This is a genomic window from Kamptonema formosum PCC 10802 (genome assembly GCF_000332335.1).
Classification (GTDB): Bacteria; Cyanobacteriota; Cyanobacteriia; order Cyanobacteriales; family Oscillatoriaceae; genus Oscillatoria.
The window spans coordinates 3,589,359-3,609,285 of record NZ_KB235948.1; the positions used below are offsets into that span (position 1 = coordinate 3,589,359).

14 protein-coding genes are annotated in these 19,927 nt (G+C 54.0%); 4 read left to right on the forward strand and 10 right to left on the reverse strand.

From position 1 onward, the window contains the following. Positions 1 to 2: 2 nt before the first annotated feature. Positions 3 to 1,202: an agmatinase family protein gene (locus OSC10802_RS0115400; RefSeq protein WP_017717664.1), complete on the reverse strand. Its 1,200-nt coding sequence runs from the start codon at positions 1,200 to 1,202 to the stop codon at positions 3 to 5. A 602-nt stretch (positions 1,203 to 1,804) separates the two neighbouring features. On the opposite strand from OSC10802_RS0115400, the gene OSC10802_RS49965 reads away from it, so the two are divergent. The 4 genes from OSC10802_RS49965 (at position 1,805) to OSC10802_RS0115415 (ending at position 4,538) form a co-directional block, all read left to right on the forward strand. Beyond that, on the forward strand, positions 1,805 to 1,993 hold the full coding sequence (locus OSC10802_RS49965) for a hypothetical protein (RefSeq protein WP_155967844.1): 189 nt from the start codon (positions 1,805 to 1,807) through the stop codon (positions 1,991 to 1,993). Further along, a complete protein-coding gene (locus OSC10802_RS0115405) occupies positions 1,990 to 2,400 on the forward strand; it encodes an Npun_F0494 family protein (protein WP_017717665.1) in 411 nt (136 codons plus the stop codon). Before OSC10802_RS49965 ends, OSC10802_RS0115405 begins: the two co-directional genes overlap by 4 nt. 100 nt (positions 2,401 to 2,500) lie before the next feature. Further along, the gene (gene cobQ / locus OSC10802_RS0115410; RefSeq protein WP_026098511.1) at positions 2,501 to 3,970 is read left to right on the forward strand and encodes a cobyric acid synthase CobQ; all 1,470 of its coding nucleotides are present in this window, start codon (positions 2,501 to 2,503) and stop codon (positions 3,968 to 3,970) included. Between the two features lie 328 nt (positions 3,971 to 4,298). Beyond that, on the forward strand, positions 4,299 to 4,538 hold the full coding sequence (locus OSC10802_RS0115415) for a 2Fe-2S iron-sulfur cluster-binding protein (RefSeq protein WP_017717667.1): 240 nt from the start codon (positions 4,299 to 4,301) through the stop codon (positions 4,536 to 4,538). Between the two features lie 97 nt (positions 4,539 to 4,635). Here OSC10802_RS0115415 and OSC10802_RS0115420 read toward each other — a convergent pair whose 3' ends face one another. From OSC10802_RS0115420 to OSC10802_RS0115465, 9 genes are all read right to left on the reverse strand, one after another. Beyond that, positions 4,636 to 5,838: a vWA domain-containing protein gene (locus OSC10802_RS0115420; RefSeq protein WP_017717668.1), complete on the reverse strand. Its 1,203-nt coding sequence runs from the start codon at positions 5,836 to 5,838 to the stop codon at positions 4,636 to 4,638. A gap of 207 nt (positions 5,839 to 6,045) precedes the next feature. Further along, positions 6,046 to 7,047: an AAA family ATPase gene (locus OSC10802_RS0115425; protein ID WP_017717669.1), complete on the reverse strand. Its 1,002-nt coding sequence runs from the start codon at positions 7,045 to 7,047 to the stop codon at positions 6,046 to 6,048. Positions 7,048 to 7,147: 100 nt separating this feature from the next. Beyond that, entirely contained in the window at positions 7,148 to 9,397 is a 2,250-nt protein-coding gene (locus OSC10802_RS0115430) for a variant leucine-rich repeat-containing protein (protein WP_017717670.1), read from the reverse strand. Positions 9,398 to 9,475: 78 nt separating this feature from the next. Next, complete coding sequence (locus OSC10802_RS0115435) at positions 9,476 to 11,452, reverse strand: HEAT repeat domain-containing protein (RefSeq protein WP_052334310.1); 1,977 nt, start codon at positions 11,450 to 11,452, stop codon at positions 9,476 to 9,478. Between the two features lie 441 nt (positions 11,453 to 11,893). Continuing rightward, positions 11,894 to 13,828 carry a variant leucine-rich repeat-containing protein gene (locus OSC10802_RS0115440; RefSeq protein WP_017717672.1) on the reverse strand — a complete coding sequence of 645 codons (1,935 nt, stop codon included), beginning with the start codon at positions 13,826 to 13,828 and terminating at the stop codon, positions 11,894 to 11,896. A 63-nt stretch (positions 13,829 to 13,891) separates the two neighbouring features. Next, positions 13,892 to 14,359, reverse strand: coding sequence for an SRPBCC family protein (locus tag OSC10802_RS0115445; protein ID WP_017717673.1), 468 nt, complete (start codon positions 14,357 to 14,359; stop codon positions 13,892 to 13,894). Between the two features lie 310 nt (positions 14,360 to 14,669). After that, a complete protein-coding gene (zds, locus tag OSC10802_RS0115450; protein ID WP_017717674.1) occupies positions 14,670 to 16,139 on the reverse strand; it encodes a 9,9'-di-cis-zeta-carotene desaturase in 1,470 nt (489 codons plus the stop codon). A gap of 931 nt (positions 16,140 to 17,070) precedes the next feature. Further along, complete coding sequence (locus OSC10802_RS0115455; RefSeq protein ID WP_044170142.1) at positions 17,071 to 18,156, reverse strand: bilin-binding protein; 1,086 nt, start codon at positions 18,154 to 18,156, stop codon at positions 17,071 to 17,073. A gap of 527 nt (positions 18,157 to 18,683) precedes the next feature. Beyond that, positions 18,684 to 19,211 carry a hypothetical protein gene (locus OSC10802_RS0115465; RefSeq protein ID WP_017717677.1) on the reverse strand — a complete coding sequence of 176 codons (528 nt, stop codon included), beginning with the start codon at positions 19,209 to 19,211 and terminating at the stop codon, positions 18,684 to 18,686. Between the last annotated feature and the right edge of the window lie 716 nt (positions 19,212 to 19,927).

Below are 19,927 nucleotides of genomic sequence, written 5' to 3' on the forward strand. Positions count from 1 at the left end.
CCCTAGCTGCCTTCTGCAATCAACTCTGGCTGCGCTTCTGGGTGAATGTACGCCGGCTTTTGGGAGCGCGGCAATTGGCCAGAAAGGACTAAGTGGGCCATCGTGTCGCAGATAACGCGAGTCGCCATCAGCGAGGTGATGTCGCTGATATCATAAGGTGGCGAAACTTCCACCACTTCCAGCCCGCACACCGGCGCTCGCCGGACAATTTGCCCCAGCATGTAGAGCGCTTCCCGAGGCAGCAAGCCCCCCGGTTCGGGCCAGCCGGTGCCGGGGACAAAACCGGCATCGATGCAGTCAATATCAAAGCTGATATACACGCAGTCCGTGCCGTCAGTCGCTCGCTCTATGGCAAATTCTACCGCAGCGTTCAAGCCCATTTCTGTAATATCTGTTACCGTTAGGATATTGGTCGCGCGCTCCCGGCAAACTTTCACCCCCTGGCGCGGCACCTGCCAGCCGCCAATTCCCAGCTGCACCAGGTTTTTCGCCGGCGCGTTTTTGATGTTGGTGGCGTGGAACCAGGGGCAAGTGTGCATGCGCTCGTCCAAGTCCGTTTCCTGGGTGTCCACATGCCGGTCAAAGTGAATAATCCCCACCTTTTTGTCCCCCAGGTGCCGGCAAACTCCCCGCACGGTAGGATAGCCTATCGAGTGGTCGCCGCCGAGAATAATAGGAAAAGCGCCCGAACTGAAAATGTGGGCGATGCCTTTGGAAATTTGGTCAAAGGATTTTTCGTTGTTCGCCGGGATGGTGAAAATATCCCCGACATCGCACAGGGTAATTTGCTCGCGCAAATCGATGCCGAGTTCAAAATTGTAGGGGGTGTAGAGGGCGGAGATGCGCCGGATGCCTTGGGGGCCAAAGCGGGTGCCGGGCCGGTAGGTGGTGCCGGAGTCGTGGGGGACGCCGACAATGGCGACATCGTAATTGCCGACTTGGCGCACGTCTTCCAGGTAGGGGGCTTTCAGGAAGGTATTGATGCCGGCGTAGTGAGGCAGTTCGCCGCGCGAAAAGGTGGGAATGCTGCGGTCGCGGATGCTCTGAGCCGCCTCCAGGCCGAACTCCAGACCTCTCGACACTTCCTGCTGCCACCCAGTCAGCGGCAGTCGCGCCTCTCGCTCTAGGGCTCGCTGCGCCTCGGTTTCGGGAAGCCGGTGCCCGCTGGAGTCTGGAGTTTTAAACAGTTCGTTTTCGCTCATATCTCAATTCGCTGTTATAGCAGTAGCCACTTAGGTTGGGACGTAGGACAGGCGTCTCGCCTGTCCCTGTCCCTACGACCCAGTGAGATGCCTTGTCCTAAATTGACTGTCCATTGCTAGAGCTGTCAGAGGAACCCGACCGGCAGTGCAGAAAACCAAAAAGCCCGAGAGGGTAACAGCAGTGCAGTGACTGCCGCACACTCCTCCCGGGCTTTTGTCCCGCCGTGTTACAGCTTAGCACTGTTTACCGTGCCAGAGCAGGGTGCTTATCTTGGACTAGACGTTTAAATCAGGGGGATTTCAACCGGAACCGATACTTGTTTGCTAACAACCTTTAACAGTCGCTAACAAATACATAAGCTGAGAGAGTCTCTCAACCCTCGGCGTATCAACCAATGCCCGCAGTCAAATCCCAGCACCATTTTGAGTTCAATCTAGATCCCGTTTACCACTCTATAAAGTTAAAGAAACGGGCATCCAAATGAGAGAGAAGTCAACCGGACGAATGGTTTTCAGGTTAAGATGGCTCCCTATTTCAAGGCAACCGTCCGCCTTTGGTTCTCGGGCTATTGTCCGCTGCCAATCGCAAACTATAGCATATTTTGGCAAGCGTAACGCTCTCTCGGCTGCCTGCAGCAGCCGACGATAGACTGTCGAGCTTGCCTGCCAAACAGCTCTCATCCATCGGTGAAGTGCCCGGACAGCCAAGCTTTTTTGCAATGGATGTTACAACTGAGAGAGATTTCTACCAGTCCCTCAAACTCGCTGCTGTAGCAAAAGATACACAATGACAGCTGTCGCACTCAAAAACAGGCAATCGATTCAGTACCCCCCCCGCACGGTGGCACGCGCCAAGCGAGCCATGCGCTGCGCCCCTTTCGGGCTGCACTTATATACCGCCATGCAGCGGCAAAGCGTGCCCCTCGCCAGCATGGCCGGTTCTGAGGGCGTGCGCCACCAGTACACGAAAGCGCCGGTGCCGGAATTGGCCGCAGAAAACGCCCTCCTGTGGCTGATTCAAGTTGGCGTCCTGCGGCGAGAAGTGGATGGCCAGGGCATTACCGACAGTTTTCGCCTGACGCCCTTGGGACGGATGCTGTCAGACAAATGGCAGAGCGCGGTCGGAAGCTTGCCGCCCCCCACTTGGCGAGATCGCCTTTATAATGCAGTGAGCCGGTGGTTGCGACTGCCTTTTTAGCGGTCAGCTTGCGGGAGCTGCTGAGTTCTCCTTTGAAACCCGGTTTCTTTAAGAAACCGGGTTTCTTAACCCCTCGAAACCCCTCACTCCTTATTTTTTTATGAAAGCCATTATGGTAGTGGGAACTACATCCCACGCAGGAAAATCGCTAATAACAACAGCCCTGTGCCGGCTCCTGTCGCGCCGGGGTTGGCGAGTCACTCCTTTTAAAGGCCAAAACATGGCCCTGAATGCCTATGTTACCACCAGCGGTGGGGAGATCGGCTACGCGCAAGCCGTGCAAGCTTGGGCAGCCGGCGTGACGCCTTGGGTGGAAATGAACCCGATTTTATTAAAGCCCCAAGGCGATATGACTTCTCAGGTTATTATTAAAGGGAGAGTGGCCGGGAAAGTCAGCGCCGCTGAATATTACGAGCAATATTTTGAGATCGGGTGGCAGGCGATTGAGGAATCCCTCCGACAGCTCGGGAGCGAGTTTGACCTGATTGTTTGTGAGGGGGCCGGCAGCCCCGCTGAAATTAACCTCAAACACCGCGACCTGACAAACATGCGGGTGGCAAAATACTTGAAAGCTCCCACAATTCTGGTGGTTGACATCGACCGGGGCGGTGCCTTCGCCCACGTTGTCGGCACCTTGGAATTGCTCGAACCGGACGAGCGAGCTTTGATTCGGGGGGTCGTTATCAATAAGTTTCGCGGACAGCGCTCGATCTTGCAACCGGGGATAGACTGGCTGGAAAAACGCACCGGCATCCCCGTTCTCGGCGTCATGCCCTGGATAGACGAGCTGTTCCCGGCGGAAGACTCGGTTTCTTTATTGGAGCGCTCTTCTCGCAAAACCCACAGCGAACTCACTGTCGCGGTTATTCGCCTGCCTCGCATTTCTAATTTTACCGATTTTGACCCCCTGGAAGCTGAACCCACGGTCACGGTGAAATACATCGGGCCCAAACAGTCGCTGGGACATCCAGATGCTGTGATTTTACCGGGGACCAAAACCACGATTCCTGATTTGCTCCTCCTGCAACAAACCGGCATGGCGGAAGAAATTAAAAACTATGTGGCTGCCGGCGGCACAGTTATGGGCATCTGCGGCGGCTTTCAAATGCTCGGGCAAATCCTCTCAGATCCAGAGGGGATTGAGGGCGAGCAAGGCCGGCACGAAGGGCTGGGACTGCTGCCGGTCAAAACTGTGATGACTGCCCAGAAAATCGCCCGCCAGCGGCAAGTTAGCTCTGCCCAGCCTCAAGCCGGTTTGCCGGTTCTCGGCTATGAAATCCATCAAGGTCGCACCCAAGTGCTCGAAGAAAAAAAAGTCAAACTTCTGTTTGACGATCCTAATTTAGGTGTGGTCAGTACCGACCAATCTGTCTGGGGCACCTATCTCCACGGCATCTTTGATAATGGCCCCTGGCGTCGCGCTTGGCTGAATCACCTCCGCCAGCAGCGCGGTCTGATTTCTTTGCCCACCGGCATCCCCAACTACCGGGAACAGCGAGAAACTTTGCTCGATTCCCTGGCAGATATTGTGGGTGAGAGCTTAGATTTATCGCCAATTCTGTCTCATTAAGGGAGAAGGAAGAAAAAATATGAAGTAACCTAAGTGGCAACTTTTGGAGGATCTCGCTCCCAGGCTCCGCCTGGGAGCGAATATCGGGAGGCTCTGCCTCCCTTAATTTCGCCGAGAGGCAAATGCTGAAATGGCAATTCTAAATTCTGCTGGCAGCCTCACCAGAGACGCGACATGTCGCGTCTCTACAAATACGCTACATATCGCGCACCTGTCCGATAAGCAGGGCAACAAAACGTAACATCAAGAAACCGGGTTTCTTAAAGAAACCCGGTTTCTGGTCAAGGCCATGTTAGGTTTTATAATGACGTCATAGTTAGGTAAATTTATGAGCGTTCGCATTCGATTTTTGCCAGATGAGGTCACAGTTGATGCAGAGGTTGGAGAGCCCCTGCTGGATGTTGCCGAGCGTGCCGGTGTCTCGATTCCCACCGGCTGCCTCATGGGCTCGTGTCACGCCTGCGAGGTGGAAATTGATGGCGGCGGGACTGTCTGCTCCTGCATTACAGCAGTGCCGCCGGGGCGAGATAAGCTGACGATTAATATAGATTTTGACCCGACTTGGTAAGAGGTGATACCAATTGTGGATTTTGGAGTTTGGATTTGGGATTGAAAGAACCTGACTGGGGAGGGTGCGTTCCTGGGGTAACGCACCCTACTGATGTTTAGTTAACTGACAGCAACCGAACGGCTTCTCCAAAGGTAAAATGTTCCAAACTCAGCCCGCCGGGAGTCACCACCCACAGCACCGGCAACGGAGGCGGTTCCGCCGGAAAGGTGCCGTAGCCATCGGTGAGGTAAACGCAGACGCCGCTGGAGTGCCAATCCCTGTTGGCGCTGACTTTCTCAAAAAACGGCACAAAGGAAGTGCCGCCACCGCCCACCGGCTTTGGGATGGAGCTATCTGGTGTCAGGGAATAGGGTCCGTAAGCGTCTGCATCAGCATAGTACAGTTCGCATTTCAGGTGGGGGTAAGCGCTGAGAATTCCCAGGACTTCACTGAGGAACATCTGCATTTGGCCATCCCCAACGGAGCCACTGGTATCGACTGCAACAAACACCTGCACGGATTCGCCTTCCAGCGCTTCCAAATAAAGTCCGCGCCCGATAAACCGGCGGTCAAAGCCGGTGAAATCTGTCGGGGTTTGCACCAAATAGCGCCAGAGGTACGAGCGCCAGTCGAGCTGCGCCCGAGTTAATGCCCCCAGCTCACGCTGCATCTCCGCCGGCACGCTTCCCTGGCTGTTGCTAGAGCGAGCCACAACCAAAGCTTGCTGTATGGCATTTTTCCAGTGCGTTTCCAGAGAGGCTTGTTTCGCTTTATTTAGAGAGCCGGTGTCGCTTCCAGAACCTGCCGGTGTCTTGCCGGCACTGCTGCTGCTCTCGCGCCCGTCTCCTGATACGTCAGCTGGAGCCTGACTTAATAAATCCAGTTGACTAAGCTGGTAAAATGTGGTATTCTTAAGCAGGATTTCATAAATTTCCTCGACGCTCAGGTGTTCGAGCTGCCGGTTACGAATGCCGCCGGCGGGGAGTTCAAATCCGGGCTGCCCGACAATCATCCCATTCACCACAATATCAGCGGCAATATTCCACAGGGTGGGCTCCCGCTGTCCCCGCCGCACAACGTGCAGCAACGCCGCGTGCAGCACTTCATGCAGCAACAAACCGTCCACTTGAGGTGAGCTTAGCGAGCGCACAAAATCTGGGTTGATAAAAATATCTTGACCGTCAGTGCATGCAGTGGGCAAAGTCTGCGTAGCTTGGAAATGGGTAAACAGCGCCAGCGTGGCGAAAAAAGGAGATTTCATCCGCAACCGCAACAGGGAAGCGCTGACAATCCTCTCAATATCCGGTTCCAATTTCATATTAAATCTATTATCCGCTCAATCACTCCTACTTCTTACATTGGCGATCTAAGCTGTTAGGCTTTTAATCTGTATATGGTCGAAAGGAGGCAGAGCCTCCAGAGTCGCGTTCCCAGCCTGAGGCTGGGAACGAGGGGAATCTCCTCTCCTCTCAATCCTTCCCTTGGCGCTCTTGCACGGGGGCGGTTCAAATAAAATCGTTCCCTCTCACAGCCCCACCAACCCCTGAAAATCTTTCAGAAAACCTCTCAGTTGCTCGTTCTGCTGCACCAGTTTAGCCAAAGCTCCCATTTGCCCTTTCAGCCGCATCTGGCGGAACAAGTCCACGGCGAAAAGCTGCACCCACTCAGCCGTCGCCACCTCCGAAATCCAGGTGAAGGCATTGTAAGCTTGGGTGGCGTCACCGGCTCGCACCGCCAAGCCAATGGTGGTGGCGTAGCGCACAGAAGGCTCGGAGGGAAAGCGAATCGCATCGCCTTTGCCCATAAAAATGCGCGTCAAGTCGGGCAAATTCTGGTAGAGCTTGACAAAAGCGTCAAATTCTGATTCAACTTCCATACCTACTGCGGGAGCAATGCTCAGCCCTGCTTTGTGGAGGTGGCTGGCCATCACCCAGGAGCGGGGGGAGGGCCAAGCCGGCTGCTGGTGGTCGAGTTTGTGGAGCAGGGTGGTGCGGAAGGAGAGGAAGGCGATGATTTGCTCGTGGACGCTGGTAGCGAGGGCGTAGGCTTTGAAGCTGTCGAAATCTGGCTCGACTTGCAGGTGCAAAAAGCGGTTGGCGAGGGGGGAGGGCATGTCAAAAACGGCGGCGCGATCTTCTTTGCGGTTGCCGGCAGCCCAAACGTACCAGCCGGGGGGAACTTCGTAGGAGCCAACGCGCCGGTCGAGGATTAATTGTTGGGCAACTCCTTGCATGGCCGGTGGGGCCATATTGAGTTCGTCGAGAAACAGGATGCCCTTGCCATTTCGGGGGAGGAATTCCGGGGGATACCACTTGGAGATGCCATTTTCGGCAACCGGCAGCCCGCGCAAGTCCGTGGGAGCCAGCTGAGAGAGGCGCACATCGGTGAAGTCGATTTTATGTTTGCGGGTGACTTGGGCGACGATGCTGGATTTGCCAATGCCGGGGGGTCCCCAAATCATGGTGCTGATTTGCAGGTTTTTGCTGACTAGGCTGTTGAGGTAAGCTTTCAGGGCAGCAGGAGTCATGGCATTTTAGATTCGGGATCGGAGAGTTGAGGTTTATAAAAGCCTTTGGATCGGGCATTTTCCGGATCGAAAAAGCCGGCTGAATTCTCCCCAAATGCTATTATTGCTGGTTTTTGCGATTCTGTAAATTCGCTCTGGCAGCAGCGCGGACAATGCGGTTGGCGTCCCTTGCCAAAGTTTTGAGCGCTGCCGGTGGGGTATTGGGGTGCTGCGCCACTGCATAGCGCTCCCGCCACCGCAATGACCTGCTGTTGGCTGCCAGCGAGGTGCTGGGAACTAGGGGGTGCAGGAGAATAAACAGCCTGCTGTATCGAGGAAAGGAGTCTTTGGGATAGCGCTGGAGCACCACTGGCAGCCCGTCTGGGTTTTCAGCCAAGTATCGCACGACTGCAATTTCCAGAACTTTCTCTTCATAATCGCCCAAAAGCCGCTCCAATATTGAGACAGGTATGTTAGGATTAAAAACAAGGGAGCGGCGAACCTTGGAATCGCTGTCTTGCCCCAACACTTCCAGGAGGCTGGCAGGGGTGTTAGGGTTTGTGGCAAGGGCTTGGCGAACCTTATAATTGCTGTCTTTCGCCAGCAGCTCCAGCACGCTGGCGGGCGCGTTGGAATGAGATGCAACCTTTTCGCGAAACGAGGGATTGCTGTCTTTCGCCAGCTGTTCCAGAATGCGGGCGGGGGCGTTGGGATGAGAGGCAACCTGTTCGCGAAACCAGGAATTGCTGTCTTTTGCCAGCAGCTCCAGAACGCCGGCGGGCGCGTTGGGATTGGCGATAATGCCTCGCCGAACCCCCACATCACTATCTTTCGCCAGCAGCTCAAGAACGCGGGCGGGCGCGCTGGGATTCGCGGTCACGCCTCGCCGAACCCCCACATCACTGTCTTTCGCCAGCTGTTCGAGAATGCTGGCTGGTGCCTTGGGATTCGCCGCCACACTGCAGCGATATTTGGAATTACTATCTGACGCCAACAGCTCCAAAATGCTGGCGGGCGCGCTGGGATTAGCGGCTACACTGCAGCGAATCGCGGAATTAATATCTTTTGCCAGCTGCTCCGAATCGCTGCCTAGGGTCCGGGGAAAGGCAGCCCACTCGCGAAGAATATCCGAATGATTGTCTGTCGCTAACTGCACGAGCAGGCTCGCCGGTGCGCTGGGATTGGAGGCAACGTTTTGGCGAACCCACTGGTCATTATCTTTCGCCAGCTGCACAAGAACGCTCGCCGGCGTGTTGGGATTAGCGGCAACGCACCGGCGCACGGAATAGTTCTCTTTCGCCAATGGCTCAAGAGTGCCGGCTGGGGTGTGGGAACCGGCGGTAACGGTTTCGGGAACCCGCCAAGTCCTCTTTTGCGCCAACCGCAAGAGCAGGCTAGCCGGCGCGTTGGGATTCGAGGCAATACTTTGCAGGAGCGACTCACTATTCTCTTGCGCCAACTGCTCCAGAATCCTGGCCGGTGTGTTAGGATTCGCAGCCACGCCATAGCGAATTTGCGACTCCCTATCTGAGGCTAACTGCATCAGGATGTTCTGCGGCGTTTTAGGATTTTTAGCAACGCAACTGCGAAGCCACAAATCCCCGGTTTTTGCAAACTTCTCCAAAAGAATAACTGGTGCGTTTAGATTGGAAACCAGAGAGCTAAAAATCATTTTATTTTCTGGGAAATACTTTATAATAATATCGGGATGAGCTCCGATATTCATAAATAGAAGAAGTCGGGGGTCGTAGGGGGTGTGAATCTCAGGCTTGCTGCCCGGAAGTGAGAAGTCCCACATCAGGTCCTTGGCCGCACTCTCCCAACCTTCTGCCATCTCTCCTGCCAAGCTGACGTGCAGCTTCAAGGACTGCTTCACGTCTAAGTATAAATATTTACTTTCCAGTTTATTGAGAAGGGATAGAGGAGTTTTGGGGTTGTTCGTTAAGGCTAATATCACATCGTTATAATATTCCTGATTGGCCGCCCATTCCAAAAAATAAACTGGCACCGTCTCCAGCTGGACAAGACTCGCCAGAGTTGCCGGTGGCATTTCCTGTAACAGTCTGGGATTCTCTAGGAACAGAAGAGAAAAGACCGGATTTCTCAGCAGTTCGTCGGGAAACTCAGCGCCCAGGTGCAGCAATACCTCCGTCGGGGTATTGGGATTCGCTGCCACATTTTTGCGGGTGGGGGCATCCCCGCTGCCAGCGAGCAGTCGCAGCAGTGCCGGTGGCGCGCTGGGGTTCCTGGCAACCAGTCGCGCCAGATAGGGGCTGTTTTTAGCAAGTTTCTCCAGGCGAGCGCCTGAAGTCTTTTCGCTCGCGGCTTCCTGTTGAAGACGCACCGAGTGAGGGGGTTTTGCTTCCATCATCCGCTGGGAGGAAAGTGCTTATTCCTACTCTAGGAATTTTCAGCCTCAAACAAGCCGACTGAATTCTCCCCAATCGTATTATCCCTGGATTTGGCGATTTTGTAAATTCGCTCTGGCAGCGGCGCGGACAAGGCGGTTGGCGTCACCGGCCAAAGTTTCGAGCGCATCGGGTTGGGTATTGGGGTGCTGCGCCACAGCATAGCGATACCACCACGCTAATGACCGGCTGTGTGCTGCCAGCACGGTGCTGGGAACTTGCGGGTGCAGTAAAATAACGAGCCGGCTGTATTTAGGCGAGCTATATTCAGGAGTAGAATCTTTGGGATAATGCTGGAGTACCACGGGTAGTCCGTCAGGGTTTTTAGCCAAGTACCGCCCGACTGCAATTTGCAGAATAGTCTCTTCTGGAGCGCCTAATAGCTGCTCCAGCACGCTGACCGGCGTGTTGGATTTTTTGGCCAAGTAGTCGCGAATCAACCAATTACTATCTTTCGCCAACTGCACAAGCAAGCTGACCGGTGTGTTTAGATTTATGGCAACTTGGCTGCGAACGCTCACATCACGATCTTTCGCCAACTTCTTCAGGACGCTGACCGGCGTGTTGGGATTTTTGGCAACTGCTGCGCGAACCTTCCAATCCCTATCTTTTGCTAACCGCACAAGCAGGATGACCGGCGTGTTGGGATTTTTGGCAAGTTCTGAGCGAACCAGCACATTACTATCTTTCCCCAATTCCACAAGCAGGCTGACCGGCGTGTTGGGATTTTTGGCAAGTTCTGAGCGAACTGCCGCATTACTATCTTTCGCTAACTCCACAAGCAGGCTGACCGGCGTGTTGGGATTTTTGGCAAGTTCTGAGCGAACCAGCACATTACTATCTTTCCCCCATTCCACAAGCAGGCTGACCGGCGTGTTGGGATTTTTGGCAAGTTCTGAGCGAACTGCCGCATTACTATCTTTCGCTAACTCCACAAGCAGGCTGACCGGCGTGTTGGCATTTGAAGCTACGCCTGCGGTAACTCGCCAACAAATATCTTTCGCTAACTGCACAAGCAGGCTGACCGGCATGTTGGTATTGAGGGCAACATTTGTGCGAACTTCAAAATCACCATCTTTCGCCAGCTTCTCCAGGATGCTGACCGGCAAGTTGATATTTTTAGCTACCTCTGAGCGGACCATCCAATCACTATCTTTCGCCAACATTTCCAAGACGCTGACCGGCGTGTTGGGATTTTTTCCCACCGCTGAGCGAACCTTACAATCACTCTCTTTCGCCAACTGAGCCAAGATGCTGCCCGCCGTATTGGGATTTGAGGCCATCCTAGGAAAGTAGCCAGCGATCTCTGGTAAACTGCTAATTAACAACTCCGGAATTGCTCCTAATTTTTCTAACACTTCTATTCCCTGCTGATAGGGCGACACCAGAGACGCCCCATGCGATAACTTCCAAGCTCCTATTTTATCATAAAAGTAAATTTTACAAATCTCTTTTCTTGCCGCTGGCTCCCATCGTTCGGTCATTTCTCCCGCCAAGTTGACATGAAGCTGCGCTGCCTGTTGGACTGCGCCAGAGGCGCTCTTCGCCAGTTTTTCCAAGATCGCCAAAGGAGTTTTGGGGTTGTTCGCTACTTCTAAGAGTATTTCCTTTAGCTCGTTTCTCTTTGCCGCCGCCTCCCAGACAAAAAGCGGCACCGGCTCCCGCTTGACAAGACTCGCTATAGTTGCCGATGGCATTTGCTCTGCCACATGGGGATTCTCTAACAGCAAAAGAGAAAATACCGGATTGTTCAGAAGTTCTTCTGGAAACTCAGCGCCTAACTGCAGCAGCACCTCAGCCGGTGTATTGGGGTTGGCTGCCACATTTTTGCGGGTGGGGGCATCCCCGGTGCCGGCCAGTTTTTGCAGCAGTGCCGGTGGCGCACTGGGGTTGCTAGCAACCAGTCGCCCTAGGGAGGGGCTGTTTTTGGCAAGTTTCTCCAGACGATCGCCTGAAGTCTTTTCGTTGGCGGCTTCCTGTTGAAGGCTCAGGAATTGAGGGGGTTTGGCTTCCATCATCCGTTGGGTGGAAATCTCTTATTCCTAGTATAGGCTGCCGGCAATGACTTTTGAAACCCTTGCCTTGCGGGTTTCGTCTGTCGCCGTAGCTAGTTGCGGGGCAAACCGGCTGTGTGGGGGCGGGTTTATTAATGCCCTTCACTGTGTCTGAAAGATTTCGGGCGAACCCGCCCCTACAGGGATATAAAATCGGGAGCCCCCGGCTATGATATCATAGCTGCTGGCTGCGACGCTGTAAATTATAACCTTTGCTATTCCTACTAGATAGCGGCTCTCATTTGGATGAGTTACGCATAAGAAACCCGGGGTCTTAAAAACCGGGTTTCTCAGCACCTCACTAATATGAGATACGCTACAGACAGTATTTTCCCCTGGAGTTGCAAAGGCTTTAATGCCGCCTTTTTCAATCCAAAATCCCAAATCCAAAATCCAAAATAGGTACTAGCTGCGCCCCTGCAAATTGGCTTTAGCAGCAGCCCGAACAATGCGGTTGCTATCCCGCGCCAAAACCTCGACTTCACTCAGTGGCGTATTCGGATGCTGGGCGACAGCATACCGCTCTAGCCATACTGAGGAGCGGACGTTTTCCGCTAGAATTTTAGCGGGAATTTCGGGGTGCAGCAGAAGCAGGAGCCGGTTAAAAGAAGGCTTGTCATCCTTGCTGTAATGCTCCAGCACCAGGGGTAAACCCTCTGGCTTTCTCGCCAAGTACGGCGCGACGGCAACTTGGCGAACTTCGGCGTTGCCATCGCTTACTAGCTGTTCGAGAATGCTAGCAGGATTGCTGGGATTTAAAGCGATATTGTAGCGAACCCCATAAACCTTATCTTTCACCAGCAGCTCCAGAATACTTGCAGGAGCGTTGGGATTTAAGGCAATGTTTTGGCGAATCCCATGAGCGCTATTTTTCCCCAACAGCTCCAAAACGCTTACAGGCGTATTGGGATTTGAGGCAACTTTTTCGCAAACCTTAGAATCACGGTCTTTCCCCAAGAGTTCCAATGCACTTGCAGGAGTGTTGGGGTTGGCGGCGCAATCCCGACGGATTAAATAATGATTGCTGTCAGCCAGCTTTTGCAAGATTATTCCAGGAGTATTGTGGTTTAGGGCGAGTTCCCAACCCAGGAAAAAATCATCCTCTTTCGCCAACTGCTCCAAGATTATATCAGGAGTATTCGGATCGCGGGCGATTTCCAGCCTGTCCCACAAATCATTATTAGAGAGAAATTCTTCCAACCGGCTTGCCGCCTGACTGCTTAAACTTTTCTCAGCCAACTCTTCCAAGGATTTCCCATCCAACTCCCGCACAATCTTTTGAGCGGCTTCTAACCATCCATCCTTGTTGTCTCCCGCCCAATCCAGGCGCAGCCGCGCTACTGATGCCACTTTACCATACCGGCTTTTCACCAACTTCTGCAATGCCGGCACAGGAGTTTGGGCGTGCGCCGCCACAGCTAATTGCACCTCAGAGCGCACCTCTCGAAGCGCTAAATGCTCCAGAACCCTTGCCGGCGTGTTGGAATTGCGGGCAACTTCCCAGCGAACCCACCAATTTTTATCCTGACACAAGTGAGCGAGACTTCTCGCCGGTGTTCTGGGATTTGCCGCAACCGCCTGACGGATTTCCCAATCCGTATTTTTCACCAATTCCTCCAGCGTTCTTCCAGGCGTGTGGGGATTGCTGGCAATCAGGAGAAAGAGCTGGCTATTCTCAGGTAAAGTTTGAATGGCAAAATAAGGAATGGCACCTATATGGGATAATCTTTCTAAGAAAAAGCAATATTTCTCCTGACTGATAGCAGTGTTTTGAATTGCCCGAAATTCTGCCTCACCCAAGCCTTCTGCAATCTCTCCTGCTAAATTCACATGCAGCATTGCAGCTTCTGCTACCTCAGAATACCGGCTTTTCGCCAGTTTCTGTAATGTCGCCGAAGGAGATTGGGCGTTTGTCGCCACCGCCATCTGCACTTTGGCATCCGAGCTGTGCGCTGCATACTCCAGAAAAGACACCGGCACCCCCTCCTGCTCGACGATATTTCGCAGAGCAGCCAGGGGCATTCGGTTGACAATATTCGGGTTTTCCAGAAACAGTAAAGAAAAGACAGGATTATTCAGAACTTCTTGTGGAAACTCCTCCCCTAAATTCATCAACACTTCAGTCGGCGTGTTGGGGTTAGCTGCCACATTCTGGCGAGTGTGGGGATTTGTGCTCTCGGCAAGTTCTCGCAGCAGCTCTGGAGTTGCGCCCGGATTGCTAGCAACCAGTCGCGCCAGATCCGGGCTAACTCCTGCAAGTTCTTTGAGGCGATCAGCTGAAGTCTTCTCGCTCACCGCCTCCTGTTGAAGGCTTGGGGATTCAGGGGGCTTACCTTCCATAATTCTTTCCTATAAATTACCACCAGAAACCGGGTTTCTTTCAGAAACCCGGTTTCTGCTCTCTCACTTGTTGTTTGCCAGCACCTTCTCAGGGGATTCCAGTGTGAGGGCGTACTCGCGAAACCGCTCCAAATCCGCCTGAATTGTTGACTCAACCGCTCGCCCCAAAAACAGGTTATCCATCAGCTTGCCAAGAATCCCGGGAATCGCGTATGAAACCGTCAGCTTCACAATACTGCTCCCGTGCCGGTCATAAAACCGCACCGCCCCCCGATTTGGCAGCCCATCAACAGATTCCCACTGAATAATCTGGTGCGGCACTAATTTCACAATCCGCGACAGCCAGCTGAATTCCAAATTGCCGGTGGCGAGTTTCCAGCGCGACAGTTCTGGCTTTTCCTCTAGTACATGGACGGATTCAATCCACTTCATCCAGCGGGGCATTTGCTCCAAATCAGACCAGAGGATCCACACCAACTCAATGGGAACCGCCACCTCTACCTGCACACTATGTTCTAGCCAATCTGACATTTTTTTTTAGATTTTGGATTTTGGATTTTGGATTTTGGATTTTTTTCGTTTTTCGTTCGTTTCTCGTTTCTCGTTCCCAGGCTCCGCCTGGGAACGCTCTTTGGGAGGCTCCGCCTCCCGATTATTTGGGAAACTCCGCCTCCCGATTATTGAACCGGCGGCGAGATGGAGATAGAAACCGGGTTTCTCAAAGAAACCCGGTTTCTCGCACCGGCACAGAACGATCGCGCGTGAGCAAAAATAGGCGCTTTAGGTGGGTGACACTTCCCCCTCCCCGCTTGCGGGGAGGGGTTTAGGGGGTGGGGTTCCCTCAACCGGCAGCCACCGGCACTCGCCGGACAAATTGCTGGGCGCTCTCCAAAATCGCCTTTGCCGCCTGACGCCCCGAAATCGTCGCGCCTTCCATACTGTCAATATAATCCTGCATCGTGTAACTGCCGGCGAGGAAGAAATTCCCCACCGGCGTCTTTTGTGACGGGCGGTAAACATCCATCCCCGGCGCTTCCCGATACAGGGATTGAGCCAGTTTCACCACACTGTACCAGGTCATATTCAGCTCCCGCGATGACGGGAACAGCTCATGCACCTGCTTGAGAACGTGCCCGGCGATCTCCTCATTGCTCTGCTTAATAAACGGATCTCCCGGCGTCAGCACCAGTTGCAGCAGAGAGCCCTGCCCCTGCCGGTAATAATCCCCAGGACTTGTTAGAGCCAAATCCGCAAAACAAGAAAAGTCCGCATCCGGCGTATAGAGCAAATTATCCATCCCCGCCGCCCCCTGCAATTGCTTGCGCTTCTCGGCGTCGTGCAATTCCGTCACCCAGCCATCAAACCGCAGCTGCACCGTCGCCACCGGCACTGTATCCAGCTTATAAATATTGTCAAATTCTGGCCACTTGCGCCACTCTTGTGGCAGCACCCGCTGAATCCCCGGCACATCGCAGGCGAAAACATAAGCATCCGCCACAATCGTTTCTTCCGTCTCGCCCTTCGCCACCACCATGCCGGTGACGCGAGTCTCCCCACCGGCATCCTCGAAGGCAATCTCCCGCACCCGCCGGCGCGTATAGATTTTGCCGCCCCGCTCCTCTATATATTTAACAATGGGTTTGTGCAAATACTCATCCGGAGAGCCTTCCAGCATTCGCAGCACCGACGCCTCAGTTTTCGCTGCAAAAAACTGGAAAATTGTCAACATGCAGCGGGCGGAAATATTTTCGCAATCGATGAAGCCCAAGGCGTAGGCGATTGGGTTCCACATCCGCTTGATGCTGCCCTCAGAACCGCCGTGACTGCGGAACCAGTCCGCAAAGCTGATTTTATCCAGATCGCGGATAGTTTTCATCGCGCCGTTGAAGTCCACCAAGCCGCGCACCAGGGGGCTGGTGCCCAGGGCGAGAGCATTCTGGAGTTTGTCCTGCAGCGACAGCTGAGAGGTGGTGAAAAATGCCTTCAGCCCGTTGAAAGGTGCCCCCGTGATGAACCGGAAATCCAGAGCGCCGGTGGTGCCGCCCCTGTTGACAAACATGTGAGTGTGCTCTTTCAGGCGCAGATTATCAATTGCGCCCACTTTCCCCATCAACTCGAACAGGTTATAGTAGCAGCCAAAGAAGACGTGCAAGCCCATTTCGATGTGGTTGCCGTCCGCGTCGGTCCAGCTGCCGACTTTACCCCCCACAAAGGGGCGAGACTCAAAGATTTCCACTTCGTGGCCGGCATCGACCAAATCGACAGCCGTGGCCATACCTGCCAGTCCTGCGCCGGCGATTGCTACTCGCATTCTGCCTTTCCTGTTAAATTGCTTCACATATTTTAATACGACACGGCGCTCCCCCGGCGTCCTGCCCGCTCACTCCGGCGTGCCGGTGAAATTTCTCCACGCAACAGCCCCCTATCATGCACTTAATTTGCGCTTTTTTATCTAACCCATCGCTCACAGGCTCTGCCTGGGATATGGGCTCTGGAGGCTCTGCCTCCTTTATTTAAAAAGCAGATTTAAAGCCTAACAGCTTAAGGGGAGTGGGGCCAGCGTTCCCGCCGGCAGTGCCGGCGATCCAGCCCGAGCTTGTAGAGCGCGCCCTTGTCTCTACCGAACGGTGGTAAGCTTTTAGGCTTTTAATCTTGCTATCTGGCCAAAGTCGGCACAGCCGACCGGACGGCGTCTCCCATAAGGAGCTTGGGAACGAGGGATATAGCAGTAGTCATATTGGTTAAGACATTAATGACATGGCTTATGGGGCTCATGCGCATCGGGCTCATGCGCATGGGGTAAGTAGGGGCGGGTTCACCCAAGATGTCTCTGGGTTTTATAGCAGCAGCGGCAACAACGCTGGCATGTATGGAAGTGCGGTCAGCCAAGAAGGCAGAGGCAGCACAGCAGAGTGAGTCGCCAGTCTAGATAAAGCGCAATTTGTCTCGTTTCCAGAGTCCAGCTTTTTTTCTCGTTTCGCAGCGAACCGCCTGAGAGCATCTCTAAGCTCAGTCAGGAGCGAGAAACCGGGGGGATGCACCCTGCTGAGAAGAACTGCCTGAGAGCGTGTTTCAGATCGCTCAAAAGCCAAAAAGCCGGTTTCTTCTCAAGACCTACTCATAAGTTCTGCTTTTTCACCCTAAAAACCCCCGTTTCTAGGGATTATTTTTTAGGTAAAACCCTCTATAAGCCTAATATCTCGCCACAAGGCATCTGGTCGGTAAGCCAACATAAATAGACATCAACCTCTCAGATAATTCCCCAAATTTTCAATCGACAGGTCCTCTCTTCCCTCCCCTTTAGCAAACACTTCTGGAGAAAACATCTCCAACAGCGCCTGAATATAGGGCGCAAACAGGGCGTGCGATTCAGCCGGCAAGCACCTTTGGATTTCCTCTTCTAACAGGGAGAGCATTTGCCGCACCAGATCCCACTTGATCCCCAAAATAGGGTACAGGAAAACGCACAGCGGGAACAGCTCCTGCTGCACCGCAGCGATGCTCCCCTCCAGGAGGCACACCCACAGGTAAACTTGGAACATCTCCGCATCTCGGGCGCTAGAGAGGTAGACTCTTGGCTGGCTGAGCTCGCCACTGAGACTGCGATAGTGGGGGCGCTGCTGGGTCACCCGCCAGCATACTTTTTGGGCAATCTCGCTGCTGACTCGCAGGAACTGCTGCACCGCAACCAGTTCCGGCGACTGGGCATCTCGGGCAACTGCTGCCTCGTAGCTGCGCTGCAGCGGCATATTCAAGTTATCCTCAATGACTTTGAAATAATAGCCCAGCTGCGCCCGCTCGGAATCAGGCAGCTGTTCCAGCAGTGACACGCCGGTGTGGTGGAACTGCAAGTTAACAAAACCGAGCACTCGCGGGTCAGTGGCCGTGTGGGTTTGCCGAAGTCGCCCGAGATCCCGCGAAATCGAGAGGGAAAATCGTTGCGGCGCTTCCCGATCGGCATAAAATTCCAGCGCTCGCTCGTAGATATTATGAGCGTCCGCCGCGATTTGCCAGGGATTGATCAGCTCGAGGTCGATCCCGTGTCGCTTCACTTCCCGGGCCAGCAGCATCTCGGTTTTTGACCAGCCACCGGCACACGCCAACCGCAGCGACTGCCGCAGCTGTTCAGCCATTTCCGCCCGACTTGGTTTGCGCCCACCCCCAGTAACCAGGCCAGCTGCCGGTTCTCCCGCCCCCACAGAACCGCCTTGCAGGTTCTGCACATACCTTTTGGCCCATTGCTGCGCGAGTGATGTTACCGGCCTGGGGCTGCTTTTGGGTGGCCTGAGAATATAACGATCGAAGCGAGGATTTATATGGTTTTCCATCTTATCCCTTCCAGCTGACTCTACCCTCTCCACCGATTTGGCTGCCGAAAGGCTGCCCCTGCGACTCAACAGCCGAGCCGGTTTTTTCCGCTCCCTCGCGGGAACCATTTCCGGGCTCTCTTGAGTTGCTGCAATCCGCCACCGGCATAAATGCCTCTCGCCGACTGAGCCAGACGCTAGCAGGGGCGCACTTTGGCGGAATTGTTAAATCTCCATTAAATATTTTACCCCCGGGACAATACCGAACTATCCCCCAGAAGCAGGATACAGTAATAAGTATTTTTTATATCGGGGCTTTCACTGATCGGCAGGGGCGACCGGCAAAGGACAAGATTGCACAAGGATCTCAGCGAAAAACAATTCTTATCCTCTCGGCTCGCATTTTTCTAATGGCAGGAGCCGGCTCATCAACACCCTGGGCCGCAGGTATAGCAGCAGTCATATTGCTTAGGACATCAGTGGCCTGGGATAAAAGGCGTAGGGCTGCGTAGCGCGTGCCGCGCCGCAACGCTTACGGCCTGTCCCCCCTATGAAGCTGGCATTTCGGGGGGTGAGGGCTGCCGGTGTGCCTGAAGCTGCTCTCTTGTTTCGGTTTCCCGTAATTCCTGATGCGGTAAACCGAACAGCCAGCGCGGTGCGACGGTGGCCAAGGTGAAATCCCCTATGAAGCTGGCATTTGCGGGGGGTGAGGGCTGCCGGTGTGCCTGAAGCTGCTCTCTTGTTTCGGTTTCCCGTAATTCCTGATGCGGTAAACCGAACAGACAGCGCGGTGCGACGGTGGCCAAGGTGAAATCCCCTATGAAGCTGGCATTTGCGGGGGGTGAGGGCTGCCGGTGTGCCTGAAGCTGCTCTCTTGTTTCGGTTTCCCGTAATTCCTGATGCGGTAAACCGAACAGACAGCGCGGTGCGACGGTGGCCAAGGTGAAATCCCCTATGAAGCTGGCATTTGCGGGGGGTGAGGGCTGCCGGTGTGCCTGAAGCTGCTCTCTTGTTTCGGTTTCCCGTAATTCCTGATGCGGTAAACCGAACAGACAGCGCGGTGCGACGGTGGCCAAGGTGAAATCCCCTATGAAGCTGGCATTTGCGGGGGGTGAGGGCTGCCGGTGTGCCTGAAGCTGCTCTCTTGTTTCGGTTTCCCGTAATTCCTGATGCGGTAAACCGAACAGCCCCCCGGACTGGGACGCCTTACAAGGGGAGGTTTTTTCTCTGTGTTGGGCGTGCGACTATAGCAGCAGTCACTTAGATTGGACGAGCGGACAGGCGTTCCCTCCTTAGCGCAAGCGGGACACGACAGCGTCCTGCCCGTGTCCTAAACTGACTGCTTACTGCTATACAGTTCTGGCACCAACCCGCCCTTGCGCTTTTACGCAATTGATACAACCGGATAATCTATACGTTATTGAGCCGTAGAACGAACATAAATTCCCAAAAACAGGATTTATTATGAAGAAGCGCTGTCTGAACTGGGAAAAGATTCGGTTGATTAGTTTGTGAAATATATGACAGCAATCAACCGTATTGGCGCTCATGTCATCTCCGGCTGAGTAACTGCAATCAGGAGCGGGGCTCGGGCGACGGTCGTGCCCCATGCCCCATGCCCCATGCCCCATGCCCCATGCCCCATGCCCCATGCCCCATGCCAGCAGGGGAGGGCTAAAGCCCAACTACAAACTTTTGGGCTAAAGCCCAACTACAAACTTTTGGGCTAAAGCCCAACTACAAACTTTTGGGCTAAAGCCCAACTGCAAACTTTTGGGCTAAAGCCCAACTA

Bases quoted from the DNA above. Each gene is read 5' to 3' on its own strand.
- OSC10802_RS0115440 (WP_017717672.1), bottom strand. From the start codon at position 13,828: ATGGAAGGTAAGCCCCCTGAATCCCCAAGCCTTCAACAGGAGGCGGTG.
- OSC10802_RS0115405 (WP_017717665.1), top strand. From the start codon at position 1,990: ATGACAGCTGTCGCACTCAAAAACAGGCAATCGATTCAGTACCCCCCC.
- OSC10802_RS0115415 (WP_017717667.1), top strand. From the start codon at position 4,299: ATGAGCGTTCGCATTCGATTTTTGCCAGATGAGGTCACAGTTGATGCA.
- OSC10802_RS0115445 (WP_017717673.1), bottom strand. From the start codon at position 14,359: ATGTCAGATTGGCTAGAACATAGTGTGCAGGTAGAGGTGGCGGTTCCC.
- zds (WP_017717674.1), bottom strand. From the start codon at position 16,139: ATGCGAGTAGCAATCGCCGGCGCAGGACTGGCAGGTATGGCCACGGCT.
- OSC10802_RS0115425 (WP_017717669.1), bottom strand. From the start codon at position 7,047: ATGACTCCTGCTGCCCTGAAAGCTTACCTCAACAGCCTAGTCAGCAAA.
- OSC10802_RS0115435 (WP_052334310.1), bottom strand. From the start codon at position 11,452: ATGATGGAAGCCAAACCCCCTCAATTCCTGAGCCTTCAACAGGAAGCC.
- OSC10802_RS0115420 (WP_017717668.1), bottom strand. From the start codon at position 5,838: ATGAAATTGGAACCGGATATTGAGAGGATTGTCAGCGCTTCCCTGTTG.
- OSC10802_RS0115430 (WP_017717670.1), bottom strand. From the start codon at position 9,397: ATGATGGAAGCAAAACCCCCTCACTCGGTGCGTCTTCAACAGGAAGCC.
- cobQ (WP_026098511.1), top strand. From the start codon at position 2,501: ATGAAAGCCATTATGGTAGTGGGAACTACATCCCACGCAGGAAAATCG.
- OSC10802_RS0115400 (WP_017717664.1), bottom strand. From the start codon at position 1,202: ATGAGCGAAAACGAACTGTTTAAAACTCCAGACTCCAGCGGGCACCGG.
- OSC10802_RS0115455 (WP_044170142.1), bottom strand. From the start codon at position 18,156: ATGGAAAACCATATAAATCCTCGCTTCGATCGTTATATTCTCAGGCCA.